The following is an 18485-nucleotide window of genomic DNA, read 5'->3' as shown; positions in this document are numbered from 1 at the left end:
GTGATGCTCGTGGAGGTGGCGAACCCGGGCTGGCGGACCGTCAGGTGATCCGGCCAGGTCGGGAGGCTGACCATGAGCGAACCGTTGTGCTTGCGGGTGGTCTTGACGGTGTGCTCGGTGCCGCTGGTGGCCTTCGAGGTGTGCTCGTCGGACCAGCCCTGCTCCACGCCGTCGAGGCGGCCGACCGAGGACCGCCCGGACAGGTTCAGCGACAGGTCGTAGGAACCGAACGGGCCCTTGACCGTGGTGGACCACGTCTTGCCCGGCCCGCGCAGGTCGGAGTACAGCCCGCTCATGCCGCGCGGGGAGATGTCCGAGGAGATCTCGTGCAGCAGCTGGTCGCGGGCGCGCTGCTCGCTGCTGCCGAACACGAGCTGCTCGGCGCGGCCGATCGTCTGGGCGGCGATCGAGTCGTAGAACCGGCGCAGCACGCCCGGCGGGACCTGGTCGGCGGGCACGCCGTCGAGGGCCTGCTTGACGCCCTGCAGCAGCCGGTCGGTGACCTCCGGGCGGAAGCGCGCGGGGGCGTTGTCGTCGTTGCCGTACCGGGCGGGGGGCTCGGGAGCGGTCTCGGGCGTCCGGGAGCTCTCCGCGACGTCCTCGGCGTCGCGCGCGGGCAGCTTGCCGCGCGCCTTCTCGGACAGCTCGTTGTCGGCGGCCCGGTCCTGCTTCGACCCTTCCGCGTCGCGGGCGTCCTCGCGCGGCCGGCCGGTCTCGGTGTCGCGGGCGGAGTCGTCCTGCGCGCGCAGTTCGGCGACCCGCTCCGGGGGCAGCCCCACCTGGTCGATCTCGCTCTTGGGCACCCACACCTGCACCGACTCCTGGCGGTGCGCTTCGGCGTGCTTCCAGTCGCCGGCCGAATAGCCCTCGTAGGCGGCCGCCCCGGTGTGCTGCACGTCCCGGCCGCCGAGCAGCGTCGTGCTGTCGAAGGTGACGAGGTAGGCGGGGCCGCGGTACTTCGTCTTCGTGGTGTTCTCGAAGCCGCTGGTGACCGAGTCGCCGACGTTCTCCCCGCGGCCGTGCGAGTAGCCGCCGTTGACGCCGGTCCACACCCGGTCGTGCGGTACGAACGTCGGTGCCAGCGCGGCGTTGGCGCTCCAGCCGGAGGTGTCCCTGCTATTGCCGTGGCCGATGGAGCCGCTGGTGGTGTCGGTGAAGGTGAGCGTGACCTGCTGCGCGGGCGCGTCGACCCGCGGGTTGCTCAGCGCCAGGTTCATGCGGGCGTCGCCGAGGCGGTCTTGGAAGCCGAGGTATTCGCCTTCGCCGTAGCGGTGGACGGGGGTGCCGTAGGTGCCGGTGGTGGCGCGGTCGAGGTTGGCGGCGACGTTGTCGTGGCTGCTGAAGGTGTGCAGCTGGTGGGCGGCGATGTGGCCGTTGTCGCCGAACTCGCCCAGCAGGTTGCGGCCGATCTCGTTGCCGGTGCCCTGCGGCAGGTCGAGGCCGTGCACCGCGAAGTGGTCCGGCAGCTGTCCGGGCTGCCAGCCCGCCGGGCGGCGCGGGGCGTCCCGGTCGACGGAGGTGAAGCCGCTGTCGCCCGCTTCGCGGCCGGTGAACTTCGTGGTGCCGCCGGTCTCGCTGATCGCGTGCCCGCCGGTCACGAAGTGCGGCTGCCCGGCGCCGTCCTTGTCGAACACGGTGATCTTGTAGTCGACGGCGCGGGTGTGCTCGCGGGTGCCGGGCGTGGTCTTCCAGCCCTGGCTGTGCTCCTGGCCGGTCGAGGATTCCAGCGTGTGCCCGGTGGACTTGACGTGCCCGTCGGCGCCGAAGGTGCCTTCCAGGGTGCGCGGCGCGTCCGCGGTGGAGCCGAAGCCGCCGCGCAGCGTCGCGCTGCCGCCGAAGCCGTTGTCGAACTTCACGGAGTCCTTGTGCGCCGTGGTGGTGCTCGTCTTCGACTCGCCGCGCAGGATCGAGTCGGAGGCGTACTCACCGCCGTCGCGCGTCGCGCCGCTGCGATCGGAAGGCCCGGCCTGGCCGGCGTCCTCGGTGCGCGGCACCGTCTCGATCAGCACCCGCACCACGTCGTCAGGTGAGGCCGTGCCCGCGTGCTCACCGCGGTGCAGCAGGAACGACATCCCGTCGCCGTTGAGGTCGGCGGAGTACGAGGTGAACCCGGAGTCGGAGACGAGGTCGTTGAGCAGCGCTTCGTTCGCGGCGGTGTAGCGGTTCTCGCTCAGCCACGGGGCACCCGCGTGCCGCGCCTGGTCCGGCAGGTGCCGGCTCGCTCCGCCCTCGGTGCCGAGGACGCCGTCCGGCAGCATCGAGCGCAGCTCGGTCCGCACGTCGTCGACGCGGGTGAACCGGGTCGCCGCGCCGCCGAGCACCTTCTGCGGCTCGAAGGCGAGGCTCGGGTCGGCGTTGTCGTCGTGCGCGGGCCGGGCGCCTTCCTCGATGGTCCACGTCGTGGCGTGCCCGTCGACGGGGCGGCCGAGGCGTTCGCCGTGCGCGCCGTCGGTGGTCCCCCGGTGGTGGTCGTCGAAGAACACCTCGACGTCGAAGATCATGCCGGTGTCGCGGCCCTGCAGCGTGCGGCTCTCGCTGCGGAAGGTGTTGCTGGCCGTGCCTTCGGTGTGCGTGGTGGTGTGCTCGTCGCTCGCGCTGCGGGACGCGTGGCCCTCGGGGCGGAGGTCGAAGCGGTCGCCGAACGACCAGCTGTCCTTGCCCGGTTGGGTCGGGTCCTCGCGCGTGCTCCAGTGCATGCCGCCCGCGCCCATGCCGGAGAGCCCGAGGGACTGCTTGGCGCCGGAGGTGTTGACGTGCTCGGTCTTGCGGCCGATGTCCTGCTCGACGACCTTCGAAGGCCGCCGGTCGGCAGCGGCGAAGTCGCGGCGGTCGACCCCGTCGCCGGTCCGGTCGCCGGTGGTGCCGTCGCCGCGGTCCGTGCCGGAGGCGGTCGGGTCGGTGCCGGTCGGGTCGGTGTCGGACTCGTCGCGCGGCAGCTGCGCGCGGAAACCGTGCGATTCGCCCGGTGTCGCGGTGATCTCCACCCGGGCGGTGTGCTCACCGGCCGTGTCGTGGAACTTCACCGTGCGCACCATCTTGCCGCCGTCGAGCAGCTTCTCGCCCTCGCGGGAGAGCGTGGCGTCGTCGACGAGGTCACCGAGGTCCGCGCGCAGCTCCGAACCGAGCACGTCGGACTGGCCGCGCCAGCTCGGGTGCCGGTCCAGGACTTCCTTCACGCCGTCGAACAGCCCTTGGCCGCCGTGCAACGAGATCGCGCGCGGTCGCCGCTCCGGCTGCCCGGTGGCGTCGAACTCGTTGCTGCGGATGTCGCGCAGGATCTCCGGGGTGCTGAGCTTCGTGCCGCCCTGCTGCTGCCCGGTGGCGCGGGACTGCCGGCCGTCGCCGGTGCGGACGGTGACGTCGTGGCGCAGGTCGTGGGTGCTGGAGCGCCACTGGTTCTCCGGCGTCACCGTCGCCGACTTCGGCAGTTCCGAGGACACCCCGGTGGTCTCGCTGGGCTGCGAGGTCAAGCCCTTGATGCCGAAGCCCAGCTCCAGCGAGCGGAAGAAGTTGCCGGTGCCCAGCGGGATCATCCCGTTGAACGACAGCGAGCCGTCGCGGGCGGGCGTCGCCGAGACCTCGTGCGAGGACTTCCCGGTGCTGCCGTCGTAGGCCTTGAGCGAGGCCAGCACCGGGTTGCGCGGCGCCGTCGCGCCGGGAGCGGCGGGGGTCGCGGAGGTGTCATCGCCGGGCCGGGCGCGGGCGACGATCTCGATGGCGTCGCGGCCGTGGCCGTCGCTGAGCACGACGCCGCGGCTGCCGTTGAGGCTCACCCAGTTGTCCTCGAGGGTGATGTCGGACAGCCCGTGCAGCATCCGGTCGCGACGGACCTGCGGGATGCCGAGGTTGGTGAGCAGCCGCCGCGCGTCCTCGCGCAGCGCGGTGCCGTCCACCGAGTCGGCCTTGACGGCGCCGATCCGGCGCAGGTCGCGCACGTGGTCGGTGCGCGCGTCGCCGGGCTGGTCGAGGAATTCCCGCGCCGCCCGGTCTTCTGCCGAGATGACCGCGTCGGAGTTCTGCTCGGACCGCGTGGACTCCAGCTCGAAGGCCTCGCCGTCGCCTTCGAGGCCGGGGCCGCGGTCGGTGGCGACCGGGTCGTCGGGGAACGCGCCGGGCGGTCGCGGGTCGGACTGCTCGTGCTGGGCGAGGATCCCGCCGGATTCCAGCTCGTCGGCCAGCTCGAAGGCGCGCCGCCCGGAGCTCTCCGCGCCGGTGTCGTCCAGGGCGGTGCGCGGCGCCGCGGAGCCGCGGTGCTCGATGCCGTTGTCGACGGTGGTGCCCGCGTCGACGAACTCGTCGCCGGTGGTGTCGTCGAGCGTTTCGCGCGCGTCGAAGAATTCGCCGTCGCTGTCGTCGTCGAGCCGCTCGCGGGCGTCGAAGAACTCCCCGTCGGAGCTCTCGGTGTCGGAGTCGCGGGTGCCGTCGCGGGCCGGGTCCTCGACCAGCACCTCGCCGTCGCGGGCGGGGGAGGTGCCGCGCGAGTCGGGGCCGCGGTCCTCGGAACGCGTCGAGCGCGAGTCGGACCGGACCGTGCCGTTCTGCTCACCGCCGCGGGACGTCCCGTCGCCGTCGCGCGCGGTCTCGCCACCGTCGCGGACCGTTTCCCCGCCGTCGCGGACGCTCTCGCTGTCGCGGGCGACTTCGTCGGTGTCGCGGGAGGTCTGCTCGTCGCTGCGGCTGTTCTCGGCGTCGCGCGTGTTCTCTTCGCTCCGGCGGGAGGATTCCTCGCTGTTGCGAGCGGTCTCCTCCGCGTCGCGCGCCGTTTCCCCTGTCTCGCGCGGCTGCTGCTCGGTGTCGCGGGAGGTCTGCTCGTCGCTGCGGCTGTTCTCGGCGTCGCGCGTGTTCTCTTCGCTCCGGCGGGAGGATTCCTCGCCCTCGCGAGCGGTCTCCTCGATGCTGCGGGTGTTCTGGTCGTTCTCGCGGGAGGTCTGCTCGTCGCTGCGGGTGTCCTCGCCGTCGCGCGTGTTCTCTTCGCTCTTGCGGGAGGTTTCTTCGCCGCCGCGAGCGGTTTCCTCGGTGCTGCGGGTGGTCTCCTCGCCGGTGCGGCCGGTGCCGTCGCCGTCGCGGTCGGCCGAGAGCTCGGTGTGCACCGAGGACGCGTCGTCGTCCAGGTGCGGTGGTTCGAGGCCCATGGCGCGCAGGCCGTCGGCGTCGGTGCGGACGTAGACGGTGTCCCGCGCGGTGCGCGGCCCGTCGCCGTGGGTGGCGTCCCGGTACTCGGGCGTGATCTTCCAGTTTGCGTCCGCCGTGACCAGGTACGTCTCGCCCTTGGAGGTCTTCCAGGTCTCGGACTGCTTGCCCTCGTAGTCGTTGTGGGATTTGTGCTTCCACTCCAGCGACGGGGCGTTGAGACCGGCGGTCGGCGCGGTCCGCACGTTCACGCCGGGCTCCCAGCTGCCCTGGGCGTGCTGGGTGGGGAAGATCGTCAGCGGCACCCGGATGTTCGGCGCGCGCCAGCTCGGCCCGGACTTGTGCTCTTCCTTGCCGGTGCTCTTCTTGATCTCGTCGAGCGTGATCTCCTTGCCGGGGGAGGGCTCCCCGACGGGCTGCACGTGCGCGTTCTCCAGGCTCTCGACCTGGAAGTTGAGGGACTTCAACGGGTTCCCGTGCCCGTAGCCCGCGCTGTAGTGGTTGTCGTGGTCGAGCCCGCCGATGCGGTAGCCGTCGCCCATCGCGGCGGGCAGGTTCGCCGACAACGCGGCGCTGGAGGCCCCGGTGTTGACGGTCTGCCGGGTCCAGGTCGCCTCGCGCGGCACTTCGTGGCGGGTCCGGGTGGACGGCTCACCGGGCTGCACGCCGTCGAGGATGTCGTCGACCACGCCGCCGACGTTGCGCGAGTTCGCCACCGAGTGGTGGTTCTCCGGCAGCGTCGAGATCGGGTCGTGCGGAGTGTGCGTACCGGCGCCGAGATCCCGCAGCGGCACGTACGAGTTGACCGCGTCCGGGATGGTGCCCAGCGCGTGCGTGCTCGGCGACCCGCCGGACGCCGCCCAGCCGAGCAGGCCGAAGGTCAGCGTGCGCGGCGCGCGCCCGGCGTGGGCCGTCTTGTTGACGGTCAGGTCCAGGTCCAGGTCGCGGGTGTAGCGCGCCGCGTCGCCCGAGGTGGTGTGCGAGCGCGTCGTCTCGGTGACGTCGCCGGTGACCTGCTTGCTCTCCGAGGAGAAGCTGAGGCCGGTGCCCGTCGCCCAGCCGGGACCGCGCATCGTCGTGTGGTCCGGGAAGGTCGGGATGCTGACGCCCGCGGCGAGATCATGGGTGCGCTTCGCGGTGGCGGAGTGCTCCTCGGTGATCTTCGTCTTGGTGGTGTGCTCGTTGGACCAGCCCTGCTCGATCCCGGTGAGCCGGCCCGTGGACGGCGTGCCCTTGAGGTTCAGCGAGACGTCGTAGGAGCCCAGCGGCCCGCGCACGGTGGTGGACCAGGTCTTGCCCGGCCCGTTCAGGTCGGCGTAGAGGCCCTGCAGGCCGCGCGGCGAGATGTCTCCGGTGATGTCGGCGAGCAGCTGCTCCCTGGCCAGCCGGTCGCTCTTGCCGAACGCGGCCTTGCTGATGCCTTCGAGGGTGTGCTCGTAGGCGGAGCGCAGGTTGTGGCCGATGGTCTCGTTGGTGATGGCCTCGTAGAACCGGCGCAGCACGTTCGGCGGCACATCGGCGGGCGGCACCAGGTCGAGGGCCTGCTTCACGCCGTCCAGCAGCCGGGTCGTGACCTCGGGGGAGAAGCTGGTGGGGTTGTGCTCGTCGATCTGCGGTCGGCTCTGCGGCGCCCGGTTCTGCGTCGAGTCCGAATCCTGCTCGACGGGGCGTTCCGGCTCCTTGCCCTTGTCGCGGGACGGTTCGGCGCGGTCCTCGGAGCGCTGGTCCTCCGCGCGCTGACCGTCTCGCGAGGTCTCGCCGACGTCGGAACGCTCCGGGGACTCGAAGGCGACGCGCTTGCCCTTCGCGTCCGTCGACCGGCCCTGGTTCTCCGGCGGGGTGTTCTCGGCGGCAGGGTCCTTGACGGCGGAGTCCTCGGCCGCGTTCCTGGTGCCCGCGTCGCCGGTGTCGGAGTCCTTCGAACCGGTGCCGTCGTCCTGCGCGCGCAGTTCCGCGACGCGCTCCGGCGGCAGGCCCACCTGGTCGATCTCGCTCTTGGGCACCCACACCTGCACCGAATTGCCGTGGTGCGCCTGGGAATGCTGCCAGTCGCCGATGCCGTTGCCGTCGTAGGCGTTGACGCCGACGTGGTCGACGTCGCGTCCGCTGAGCAGCATCGTGCTGTCGTAGGTGACGAGGTAGGCGGGGCCGCGGTACTTGCGGGTCGTGGTCTGCTCGAACTCCGACTTCACCGAGTCGCCCTCGACGCCGCCGCGGGCGTAGGAGTAGCCGCCCTGCGGACCCGCCCACACCCGCTGGTGCGGCACCACGGTCAGGGCGGCGCCCGCGTTCCCGCTGTGCTGCGTGACGGTGTCGGCGCCGTGGCCGGTGGATCCGGTCGTCTTGTCGGTGAAGGTCAGCGTCACGTTCTCCGCCGGCGCCCCGACGCGCGGGTTGCTCAGCGCCAGCTGCATGCGCGCATCGCCGAGCCGGTCCTTGAAGCCGAGGAACTCCCCTTCGCCGTAGCGGTGGACGGGGGTGCCGTAGGTGCCGGTGGTGGCGCGGTCGAGGTTGGCGGCGACGTTGTCGTGGCTGCTGAAGGTGTGCAGCTGGTGGTCGGCGATGTGGGCGTTGTCGCCGAAGTCCCCGAGGTCCTCCCGCAGCCGGGAACCGGCGCCCTCCGGGAGGTCCAGGCCGTGCACCACGAAGTGGTGCGGCAGCTGCCCGGCCTGCCACTCCGCCGGGCGCTGCGGCGCGTCGTGGTCGACGCGTTCGAAACCGCCGTCGAGGGCGAGCGGGTCCCGTCCGGTGAAGTGGGTGCGCCCACCGGTCTCGGTGGTGACCTGGGCGTCTTCGACGGTGCGCGTCGTCGGGGAGTCCGCCCCGAACACGGTGATCTTGTAGTCGACGCCGCGGGAGTGTTCCTGGGTGCCGGAGTGCGCCTTCCAGCCCTGGCCGTGCTCGTGGCCGGTGGAGGACTCCAGCGCGGTCTGCTTCCCGCCGAACTTGTGATCGGTGCCCGCGTTGCCCTCCAACGCCCGCACCGTCTGCGTGGAACCGAAACCGCCACGACCGGTGACGCCCCAGCCGGCGGTGTTGTGCGAGGTCACGGTGTCGCTGTGCGCGGTCTTGCTGGTCGTCGAGGACTCACCGCGCAGCGTCGTGTCCGACCCGGGCAGGCTGCGCGTACCGCCGTCCTCGCGGGGCACCGCCTCGATCAGCACTCGCACCAGGTCGTTCGGTGAGGCCGTGCCCGCGTGCACGTCGCGGGTCAGCAGGAACGACATGCCGTCGCCGTTGAGGTCCGCCGAGTGCGAGGTGAACCCGGAGTCGGACACCAGCTCGTGGACCAGCGACTCGTTGGCGGTGACGTGCGGCTTGTCGCCCAGCACGTTGCCGACGGCGTGCAGCACCGCGTTCGGCATGTGCCCGCGCCAGCCCGCGCCGTCCTTGCTGAGCACCCCGTCGGGAAGCATCTCGCGCAGTTGCTGGGAGACCTCGTCGACCCGGGTGAACCGGGATTCCGCCGCGCCCAGCACCTTCTGCGGCGCGAACGCCACGTCGGACGAGTTCCGCCCGCTGCTCGCGGGGGTCCCGTCGCTTTCGACGGTGAAGGTGGTCGCGCTGCCCCGCGCCGGTTCGGCGCTGTGCGCGCCCGGCTCGCCGTCGGCGCCGCGGTGCTGGTCGTCGAAGTGCACCCGGACGTCGTAGGTCAGGTCGGTGCGGCGGGTCTGCAAGGCGCCGTGGTCGCTGCGGAACGTGTTGCTGGTCGTCCCGGAGGTGCGGGTCGTGCCGTGCTCGTCGCTGGCGCTGCGACCGCCGTGGAACTCGGGCCGGAGGTCGGCCCGGTCGCCGTAGGAGAAGCTCGGCTTGCCCGGGTCGGAGGCCTTCTCGCCCAGGCTCCAGTTCATCCCGAACGCGCCGGTGCCGGTGAGGTCCGTCGCGTGCTTGCCGCCGGTGGTGGTCGTCTGCTCGGTGGTGCGGCCGATCTCCTGCGAGACGATCTTCGACTCTTCGTCGGCCTTCTCGGACACCTCGGTGTCCGATCGCTTCGGCGGCTTGGGCTGGCCCGATTCGTCGGTTTCCGGCTCCGACCGGCGGGACGACTCGGCCTCGTCGCGGGGGGTGCCGGAATCGCCGTCGCCGCGCGAGGTCGAAGCCTCCGGGTCGAGGTCCGCGGTGGACAGGCGGGACGTGCCTTGCGTGGCGGTGATCTCGACCCGCGCGGAGTGCTCGCCGAACGCGTCGTGGAACTTCACGTCCTTCACGAGGGTGCCGCCGTCGAGCAGCACGTCGCCGTGGCGGGACAGGTTTCCGCCGCTGACGAGTTCCTCGACGTCGTGGCGCAGCTCGGAACCGATCTCGTCGGTGCGGCCGCGCCACTTCGGATGCTGATCGAGGGTCCCCGCGACGCTGTCGAACAGGGCCTGTCCGCCCTGCAACAGCGTCGCGCGCGGCCTGCGCTCCGGGACTCCGGTGACGTCGGTGGTGTTCTTGCCGTAGTCGCGCAGGATCTCCGGCGAGCTCAGCCGCGTGTCGCCCTGGTGGCGGCCCGCGCGGTGGTCGGTCCGGCCGTCACCGGTGCGGACGGTCACGTCGTGCAGCAGGTCGTGGCTGCTCTGCCGCCAGTTGTTGACCGGCGTGTGGTTGGAACCGGTGCCCAGCTCGGTCTTCGCGCCGGTGCTCGCCGTGGGCTGCGAGGTGAGGCCCTGGAACCCGCCGATCGCCTCGAAGGTCCGGAAGGCGGTCTCGGTGCCGCGCGGGAACATCGCGTTGAAGGTGAACGGTGCGTCGCGTGAGGTGGTGGCCGAGACCTCCTGGGAGGACTTGGCGACTTCCTTGTTCGGCCCCGTCTTGACGGTGCTCATCCGCGGGTCGCGCGGACCGGGGTTCGGCTGCCCGTCGCTCTTGGTGGGGTCGGAGGCGTTCACGGCGCGGCTCGCGGCGGAGCCCTCAGCCGGTTCGGCGGCCTTGGAACCGCCCGCCTTCGACGTGCCGGCCGTGGAACCGTCGGTCTTCGAGGTGCCGGCCGTGGAGGTGTCCACTGTGGAGGTGTCGTCGCCGGGGCGGGCCTTGGCGATGATCTCGATGGCGTCCTTGCCCTGGCCGTCGCTGAGCACCAGGCCGCGGCTGCCGTTGAGCGGCGTCCACTTGTCTTCGAGGGTGATGTTGGACAGGCCGTGCAGCAGCCGTTCGCGGCGCGCTTGCGGCACGCCCAGGTCGGTGAGCATCTCGTCCACGTCGGCGCGCAGCGTGCCGCCCTCGACGTTGTCGGCCTTGACGGCGCCGATGTTGCGCAGGTCCCGCAGGTGCTGGGTGCGTTCGCCGACCGGGGAGGTGAACGAGGTGCGGGTGGTGTCCACCGGCGGGTCGATGGTGATGATCGCGTCGCCGGAGCGCTCCGGGGCGCGGGACTCGCGACCGTCCTGCTCGGTGCGCTGCTGGTCCTGCTGCTGGTCCCGGTTCTGCTGGTCCTGCTGGTCGCGATCCTGCTGGCTCTGCTGGTCCCGGCTCTGCTGGTCGCGGTTCTGGTCCCCGGCGCGGTCCTCCGGAGCGTCGTCCCGGCTCTGGCGGCCGTCGCTCTGCGAGGTGTCCTCGACGCGGATCTCCGGCAGGTCGAGGTCGTCGCCGCGGGCCGATCCGGTGCCGGTCTCGCTGGCATCGTCGCGAACGAGGCCGTCGCCCAGTCCCTGTTCGGCGAGGTCGAGCGGATCCTGGTTCTGGTCCGGCCGGAGTTCCGGCAGTTCCAGGTCGTCGCTGTAGACGGACTCGCTGTCGTAGTCGCGGGTGAGCCCGTCCTCGGACCGGTTCCCGACGCCGTCGCCGAGTCCTTGCTCGGCGAGGTCGAGCGGGTCCTGGTTCTGGTCCGGCCGGAGTTCGGGGAGTTCGAGGTCGTCGCTGTAGACGGAGGAGCCGTCGTCTCGGACGAGGCCGTCGCCGAGTCCCTGTTCGGCGAGGTCGAGCGGATCGCGGTTCTGGTCCGGCCGGAGTTCCGGCAGTTCCAGGTCGTCGCTGTAGATCGAGGAGCCGTCGTCTCGGACGACGCCGTCGCCGTCGGACCGGTTCCCGGTGCCCTCGCCCGATTCCCGTTCGAGGAGTTCGGCCCGCAGCTCGGGCAGTTCCAGGTCGCTGAGCGCGGAGTCGTCGTCACGGGTGAGGTCGCCCTCGGCGTCCGCCCGCTGTTCGGCGGGGCCGCGCTCCTGGACCTGGGCGTCGGAGTCCTGCTCGCGCGTGGGCTGCTCGACGGCGACCTCGTCGACGGCGCGACCGTCCACTGCGGACTCGTCCGGGCGGCGCACCGGCGCGCCCTCGGAGCGCGGTGGCAGGTCCTGCAGCTCGTAGGTCTCCGCGGCGCGCCCGGCGGGTTCCGCGGTGGTTCGAGCATCGGACGACTCCCCGGCCCGCACCCGCGCGGAGCCGTTCGAGTCGAACAGCTTGCTCATGTCGCGGAAGAAGTCGGTCGTCGCCGACCGCCACCGCTGCGAGCGCGAGGGCCTGCCGTCCTGGCGGGTGGAGTCCTCGGACCTGCTGCCGACGGGATCGCCGGTCCGGCCGCCCGGGAGGTGGTGCGGTGCGGCGCCGTCGGCGTCGACCGGGTCGAGTCCGACCGCGGGCCGGTTCCCGGCGCCGTCGTCGACGGTGATGTCGCCGTCGAAGATCCCGTCGTCGGACCCGAAGATCCGGTCCACGGCGCCGTTCATGGAGTCGCCGAAGTCGGACGCCGCCTGCGGCACGTCCGGCAGGTCCGAGTGCAGCGCCTCGGGCGGGCGTCCCGGCGCGAACCGGACCAGCGGTTCCCCGCCGATGTCGTGGCTGCCGATGATCAGGTCGTAGATGTTGCGCTCGTAGGTGCCGGGCAGCGTCTCCCAGTACCGGTGGGCGCCGTGCTGCACGCCCATGTCCTCGTCGACCATCTGCCGGACGTGGTCCTGGTAGGCCGAATCCGGCAGGACGCGGCCGTCGTTCGCGTCCCGGATGTTGAAGACGTCGTGGTCGCCCGCCACCGGCAGGTCGCCCACCGGCCGGTCGCCGCGCATCAGTTCCGGCCCGGTGCGGACCTGGCCGTCGACCACCCGGTACTGCCCCTGGTGCTCCAGGAGCCGCATCTTGTCGGACAGCTCCTGGTACTCGCGGAGGCGGAAGTCCGACCGCGCCTGCAACGCGTCCGCGGCCGGGTCCACCGGGTCGAGGCCCTCCGGCATCCGCGGCGCGAAGAAGCCGACCGAGCCGATGCCGTGCGCGGGCGCGCCCAGCTGCACGTCCAGCTCGTTGATCGTCTTGGCCTTGATGTCGATCGGCTTCGGGTAGGCGCCGTCCTTGAGCAGCCGCACCGAGTCCGGGTTGGTCGGGCGCACGTCGATGGCCAGGTTGTGGCGGTCGGCGTAGCTCTGGAGCCGCTGCTGGTTCTCGGTGGGGATGCCGTAGGTGCGCTCGATGACGTCGGGCGAGAGGTTCTCGCCCGGAGCCAACCGGTTCCAGCTCTGGTCGAGGCTTTCGCGCGCGGTGGGCGTCTCGCGCTCGATCTCCGAAGCTCTGCGGCCCTCGGGCTCCGGCGTCCGGTCCGACTCGGTGGTGTCGCGCGACGCGTCCAGCAGGTCCGCCTCGGACGGCCGCTCCATCTCGAAGGCGTTGCGGCCCGGCGTCTCACCCGGATCGGCCTCGCCGTCCCGCGGCGCGGTGGACGGCTGGCGCGCCGAGTCCTCCGTCGTGGTGTCCGGGGCGACGAACGAGTCGCCGGACCGGTCCCCGGTCGTCGCGCCGTCGCTGTTCAGCTCGGACGGCGCGGACGAGTAGCGGTGACCGCCGGAGTAGTACGGGTCGTAGGACCTGGACGGGTAGTACGAGTCGCGAGTGGAACCCGAGTAGGGGTCGCTCGTCGGCGGGGCGTAGTACTGCGCCGGCGGGGGCGGTGGCGGTGCGGGCGTCGAGTAGTACTGGACCGGCGCCGGTGCGGGCTGCTCGTAGTAGTGGCTGGAACGGCGGTGCCTGCGGTGGCCGGATTCCCGCTGCTCGTAGCCGTCGTAGTTCCGGCTGGAGCGTTCCCGGCCGCCACGGCCGCCGCCGTCGTAGGCGTCCCTGTTGCTGCCGTAGCCACCGCGATCGGTGCCGCCATAACCGCCACGATCGGTGCCGCCATAACCACCGCGATCGGTGCCGCCGTAGCCACCGCGATCGGTGCCGCCATAACCGCCGCCGGAACCGGAACCACCCGCATCGTCGTCGAGGTTGAGGTTCTCGAAGCCGAGGCTGCGCTCGTGCAGCGGAGTGACCCGGTCGATCGGCCGCCCGTACGGGTCGAGCTCGATCGACATGAACTGCGCGCCTTCGTAGATCGGACGGCGGTCCACCCGGCCGTACTGGGAGTCGACCCAGAGCACGTCGCCGTTGTGGTTGACGGCGTTGACGGCGTGCACGTTCCCGTTCGGCCGCTGGAAGATCACGATCGCCGACGAGCCGTGCCCGTGGCTGGTCAGCCGGTTCGCCACCGCGCCCAGCGTCACGTCCCGCGGCTCCGACGAGGTGCGCCATCCGGCGTTGAGCCAGTCGCCGCCGCGTCGTGAACCGGATTGCTCGACCGCGTTCGGGTTGATGTTGTTGTGGGCGTCGTACACCGGTGCCGCCACGGTCGGGCGGCCGTACCAGGTCGACAGGAACGACAGCGCGCTGTCGAAGCAGTTCGTGCGCCTGCCGCCGCGCGGCGGGCCGGGGTTGATCTGCTGCACCCAGCCCGCGCTGCCCGCGTCGGTCAACGTGGAGTTGCGCGGGTTGGAGCGGTTGAGCGCCCGCACCGGCCCGGCCAGCGCGAACGTCGCGCCACGCGGGTTCGGGAACAGCGCGGGAGCACCGGAGCGGTCCCTCGGGACCGACGCTTCGAGGCGCCGCTGGTGGCTGCTGCGCGGTCGTTCCAACTGGCCGGGGCCGTAGGTGCGGGTGTTCCGGACGTCGGTGAGCGGAGCGGCCGGGTTCTCGCTCGGGGGAGGTGCGGGGACCCGGTCGCGGGGAGTCGCCGCCGGCCGGTGCTCGGTCGGGTCGGTGTCGCGGGACTGGGTCTCGGTGCCGGGCGAGCGCTCCGGGCTCCGGCTGTTGTCCAGCACGGAGGAGATCTGGTCGAGGTTCTTGGGCGTCAGCGTCGGCGCGACCGCCTCGTCCGGGCTGCCCTTGCGGCCCTTGAACGCGTCGAGGCCCATGACGCCGGGCTCGTTGTCCCGGTTGAACAGCATCGACTTGTCGCGGTAGCCCTCGCCGAGCCCGAGGAAGTGCATGACCTCGTGGACCAGCGTCGCGCGCGGCTCGTCCTTGCCCCACGCGCCCTGCGTCGTGTTGCTGTGCTTGGTGATCCCGTTCTCGGCGGCCCGCTGCGCTTCCGCGTCGCTGACCAGGTTCACCACGTCGACCACGGCGTGCGGGTCGTTCCGGGTGAACTCGACGTTCACGTGGAACTGGTCGCCGTTGCCGAGGCGGTAGTGCCCGTTGATCTCGGTGTTGAGCGAGTTCCGGACCCGGTCGGCGACGGCCTGCATGTCGGCGCGGGTGATCCCGTCCTCACCGGGGCGCAGCCCCAGTCGCACGGTGAACTCGGAGACGTGGCCGCCGTCGCCCAGCGGGATGCGCCGGTGGTCGTAGCGGATCATCGTGCCCGCGCCGTCGAGGAGACCGGACTTCGGGCCCTTGAACCCGTGGACGCCGGGGTCGAACCGTTCGGTGCGGACCTCCGTCCACGGCGTCCTCTTGCGGGCGTCCTGCCACGTGGACGGCTCGCGGAACGGCTTGTCCCCCTTGGGATCGCGCGGCGGCCCCTTCGGCGGATCGTTCTTCGCGGCGTCATCGCCACGGTTGTTCCGAGCGTCCGGTTCGCCGTTGCGGCCGAGCGGGCCGCGCGTTTCCGGTCCGCCGAGGGGCACGACGGGCGTGACGCCGTCGCCGCCGCGGCGGCCGGCGGTCGTCCCGGTCTCCGGGGTCGCGGTCGCGGTGCGCGGCGGCGCGGTGGCCGACGGGGTCGGGGCGGTGTGCGTGGGCGTGTTCTTGCCCGGTGCGCTCGGAGCGTTGTCCTTGGTGGTGCTGGAGGTCTCCGGGCGCTGGTCGCCGCCGGTGCGCGTGGTGCTGCCGCCGGATTCGGTGCTGACGTTGGGCTTCCCGCTCGCGGCGGGCTGCTGCGCCGGGGTGTGCGGGGTGCCGGTCGCGTTCGGGTTGGGGGTGTTCGCCGTGTTCGCGTTCGGCGTTCCCGTCTGACCGGTCTGACCGGTCTGCGGGGCCGGCGTCGGATTCCCGCCGCCGTGCACGGGTGCGACTCCGCCCAGCGGCGCGTTCGAATGCTCCTGCACCGGAGTGACCGCGCCATCGTCACCGGAATCCCGGTCGACGGTCGAGTTCTGGTCAACCGAGGAGTTCCGATCGACCGTCGAGTTCTGGTCAACCGAGGAGTTCCGATCGACCGTCGAGTTCTGGTCAACCGAGGAGTTCCGATCGACCGTCGAGTTCTGATCGACCGAGGAGTTCCGATCGACCGTCGAGTTCTGGTCAACCGAGGAGTTCCGATCGACCGTCGAGTTCTGATCGACCGAGGAGTTCCGATCGACCGTCGAGTTCTGATCGACCGAGGAGTTCCGATCGACCGTCGAGTTCTGATCGACCGAGGAGTTCCGATCGACCGTCGAGTTCTGATCGACCGAGGAGTTCCGATCGACCGTCGAGTTCTGATCGACCGAGGAGTTCCGATCGACCGTCGAGGACTGATCGACCGAGGAGTTCCGATCGACCGTCGAGGACTGATCGCTCTGGCCGCGGGAAGCTCCGCCGTCCACGAGCCCGGAGTTCTGGCCGTTCGTCCCCTGGTCGACGTGCTGGGGGACGGGAGTCGTGGACTGCTGCGTCGTGTCGTTGGTGAGGCCGCCGTCGCCGATGCTGCTCGTAGGCGGCTGCGCGGGGAGGTTCGCGGTCTCGCTCTGCCGCGAATCGACGTCCGCGCTCTGCTCGCGGTTCGCCTCGTTCGGCGAGACGTCGCGGTCGGTGGTGCCGCCGTCGACGACACCGGTGACGGGCTGGTTCGACTGCTGACCCGGCGAGTCCTGCACCGCCCTCGGCGGAGCCTGATCCACCCCGACGCCCGTCCGCTCCTGAACCGGAGCGCTGTTGAGCTCGGTATCAGGCGACCCATTGCGAACCGAGTCACGCGAGCCGGACTGGCCGAGATCACGGGAACCGGACTCGTTGAAGTCACGCGAGCCGGACTCGTTGAAGTCACGCGAGCCGGACTCGTTGAAGTCACGGGAACCGGACTCGTTGAAGTCACGCGAGCCGGACTCGTTGAAGTCACGCGAGCCGGACTCGTTGAAGTCACGGGAACCGGACTCGTTGAAGTCACGGGAACCGGACTCGTTGAAGTCACGGGAACCGGACTCGTTGAAGTCACGCGAGCCGGACTCGTTGAAGTCACGCGAGCCGGACTCGTTGAAGTCACGGGAACCGGACTCGTTGAAGTCACGGGAACCGGACTCGTTGAAGTCACGGGAACCGGACTCGTTGAAGTCACGGGAACCGGACTCGTTGAAGTCGCGAGACCCGGACTCGTTGAAGTCGCGAGACCCGGACTCGTTGAAGTCACGCGAACCGGACTCGTTGAAGTCACGCGAACCGGACTCGGTCGCATGTCCGGTGTTGGAGTCCGTCTGCTGCGACGGCGTAGTGGAACTGTTGTCGGTGTTGCCGGTCGTCGATGTGTTGTCGCCGCCGGTGGTTTGGATTCCTCCGTCGCGGCCCTGGCCGGTGTTCTGGCCTTGGCCGGTGTTCTGACCTTGACCAGAGTTCTGGCCCTGGCCAGAGTTCTGACCTTGACCAGAGTTCTGGCCCTGGCCAGAGTTCTGACCTTGACCAGAGTTCTGGCCCTGGCCAGAGTTCTGACCTTGACCAGAGTTCTGACCCTGGCCAGAGTTCTGACCTTGACCAGAGTTCTGACCCTGGCCAGAGTTCTGACCTTGACCAGAGTTCTGACCTTGACCAGAGTTCTGGCCCTGGCCAGAGTTCTGACCTTGACCAGAGTTCTGGCCCTGGCCAGAGTTCTGGCCCTGGCCAGAGTTCTGACCCTGGCCAGAGTTCTGACCCTGACCAGTCCCGGTGAAGTTCCCCGTACCCGTGAAGTTCCCGGTGCCGGTGTTCCCCGTGCCGGTGGTGTCGCCGTCGCTCTGGCCGTAGTCGGCCTGGGACTGCTCGTAGGTCGGCGGCGCGTCGAGGTGCTCCTGAACACCGGTTTCGGAGTCGTTGCCGCCGGTGCCCTTCTCGTTGCCCGTGCCGGTGTCCCCGGGGGACGAGGACTCCGTGTCGGGCAGCTTCACATCGACGTCGCCGATGTTCTTGAGGTCGCTGAGGCCGTCCAGCGAACCCGTGTCGACGTGCTCGCCGGACTTCCCGTAGGCGGTGCCGCCACCGCCGCGACCACCACCGCGACCCTGCAGGCCGCCGAGGAAGCCGGAGGTGAACGCGTACGGGTTGGCGGGGTCCTCCGCCTCGCCGGGCCGACCCTTCGGATCGCCGCCCAACTTCTGACCGGCCACGTCACCGGCGAGCGCGCCCAAGCCCTGCCCGGTGGCGAAGGTGACGTCGTAGGTTCCCTTGCCCCAGCCGCTGTTGGCGAACTTCTGCGCGCCGCCGCCCATGTCGGCGAGCTTCTCGGTGGCGGGCCCCATCTTCTTCACGTCGGGGACGCTCTTGCCGTCGGCGCCCTTGGCGATGTCGTCGGCGGCCTTCTTGATGAAGCCGCCCGCCATGTGCTCGCCGATGCCCTTGACCAGGCCGGCCGCCGCACCACCGGCGGCGCCGCCGACGACACCGCTGATCGCGGCGCCCTTGGTGAACTCCTCGTTCCACTCGGTGCGCTGGCCGGTGAGCATCTGGATGCCCTGGATGGCGGCGTCCAGGCCGACCTCGATCGCGGTGTTGATGACCATGCCCATGGCGATGTTCATCAAGACCTGCTTGATGATCTGCATGATCACCGCGCGGGCGGTGGCCGCCGCGGCGGCGACCAGCGCCTGCCCGATGCCGGGGATCCAAGACAGCGCGAGCGTCGCGGCCAGCATCACCAGCTGCACCACGATCATGATCTTCGAGTACTGGATGTCGGCCGCGGTGTTCTTCGCGAGGTTGCCGTGCTCCTCGGAACTGGACCGCAGCTGCTCCAGCATCGGCTTCAGCTCGTTCGCCGCGTACTGGGTGTAGGCGTCGACGAACTCGCCGCGCATGGCCTCGTTGAGCCCGTCGACGGACCGCTGCAGGACCTCGTCGAAGACCTCGATCTGCTGGGCGACCGTCTGCCAGGCGTCGGCCATCCGGTTCAGACCGGCCTCGTCGCCTTCCGGCCACGGCTGCCCACCAACGATCTCCAGCGCCTTCTGCAGGCCTGCTGGGAGTTCTGTGGGCAT

1 protein-coding gene (cut by a window edge) is annotated in these 18485 nt (G+C 71.0%); it reads right to left on the bottom strand.

The window, feature by feature from the left end; all coding sequences use genetic code 11:
* A protein-coding gene (locus BJ969_RS24685) for a protein-glutamine glutaminase family protein (RefSeq protein WP_184482696.1) crosses the window boundary here: on the bottom strand, positions 1-18485 show its 5' portion. 13855 nt of this gene lie to the left of the window's left edge; only the first 18485 of its 32340 coding nucleotides appear in the window; its start codon is at positions 18483-18485; its stop codon lies beyond the left edge, outside the window.

Origin of the sequence: Saccharopolyspora gloriosae, from assembly GCF_014203325.1 — a bacterium.
GTDB lineage: Bacteria > Actinomycetota > Actinomycetes > Mycobacteriales > Pseudonocardiaceae > Saccharopolyspora_C > Saccharopolyspora_C gloriosae.
Note: the sequence above shows the minus strand (reverse complement) of the source record. Positions and strands in the feature narration are given on the sequence as shown.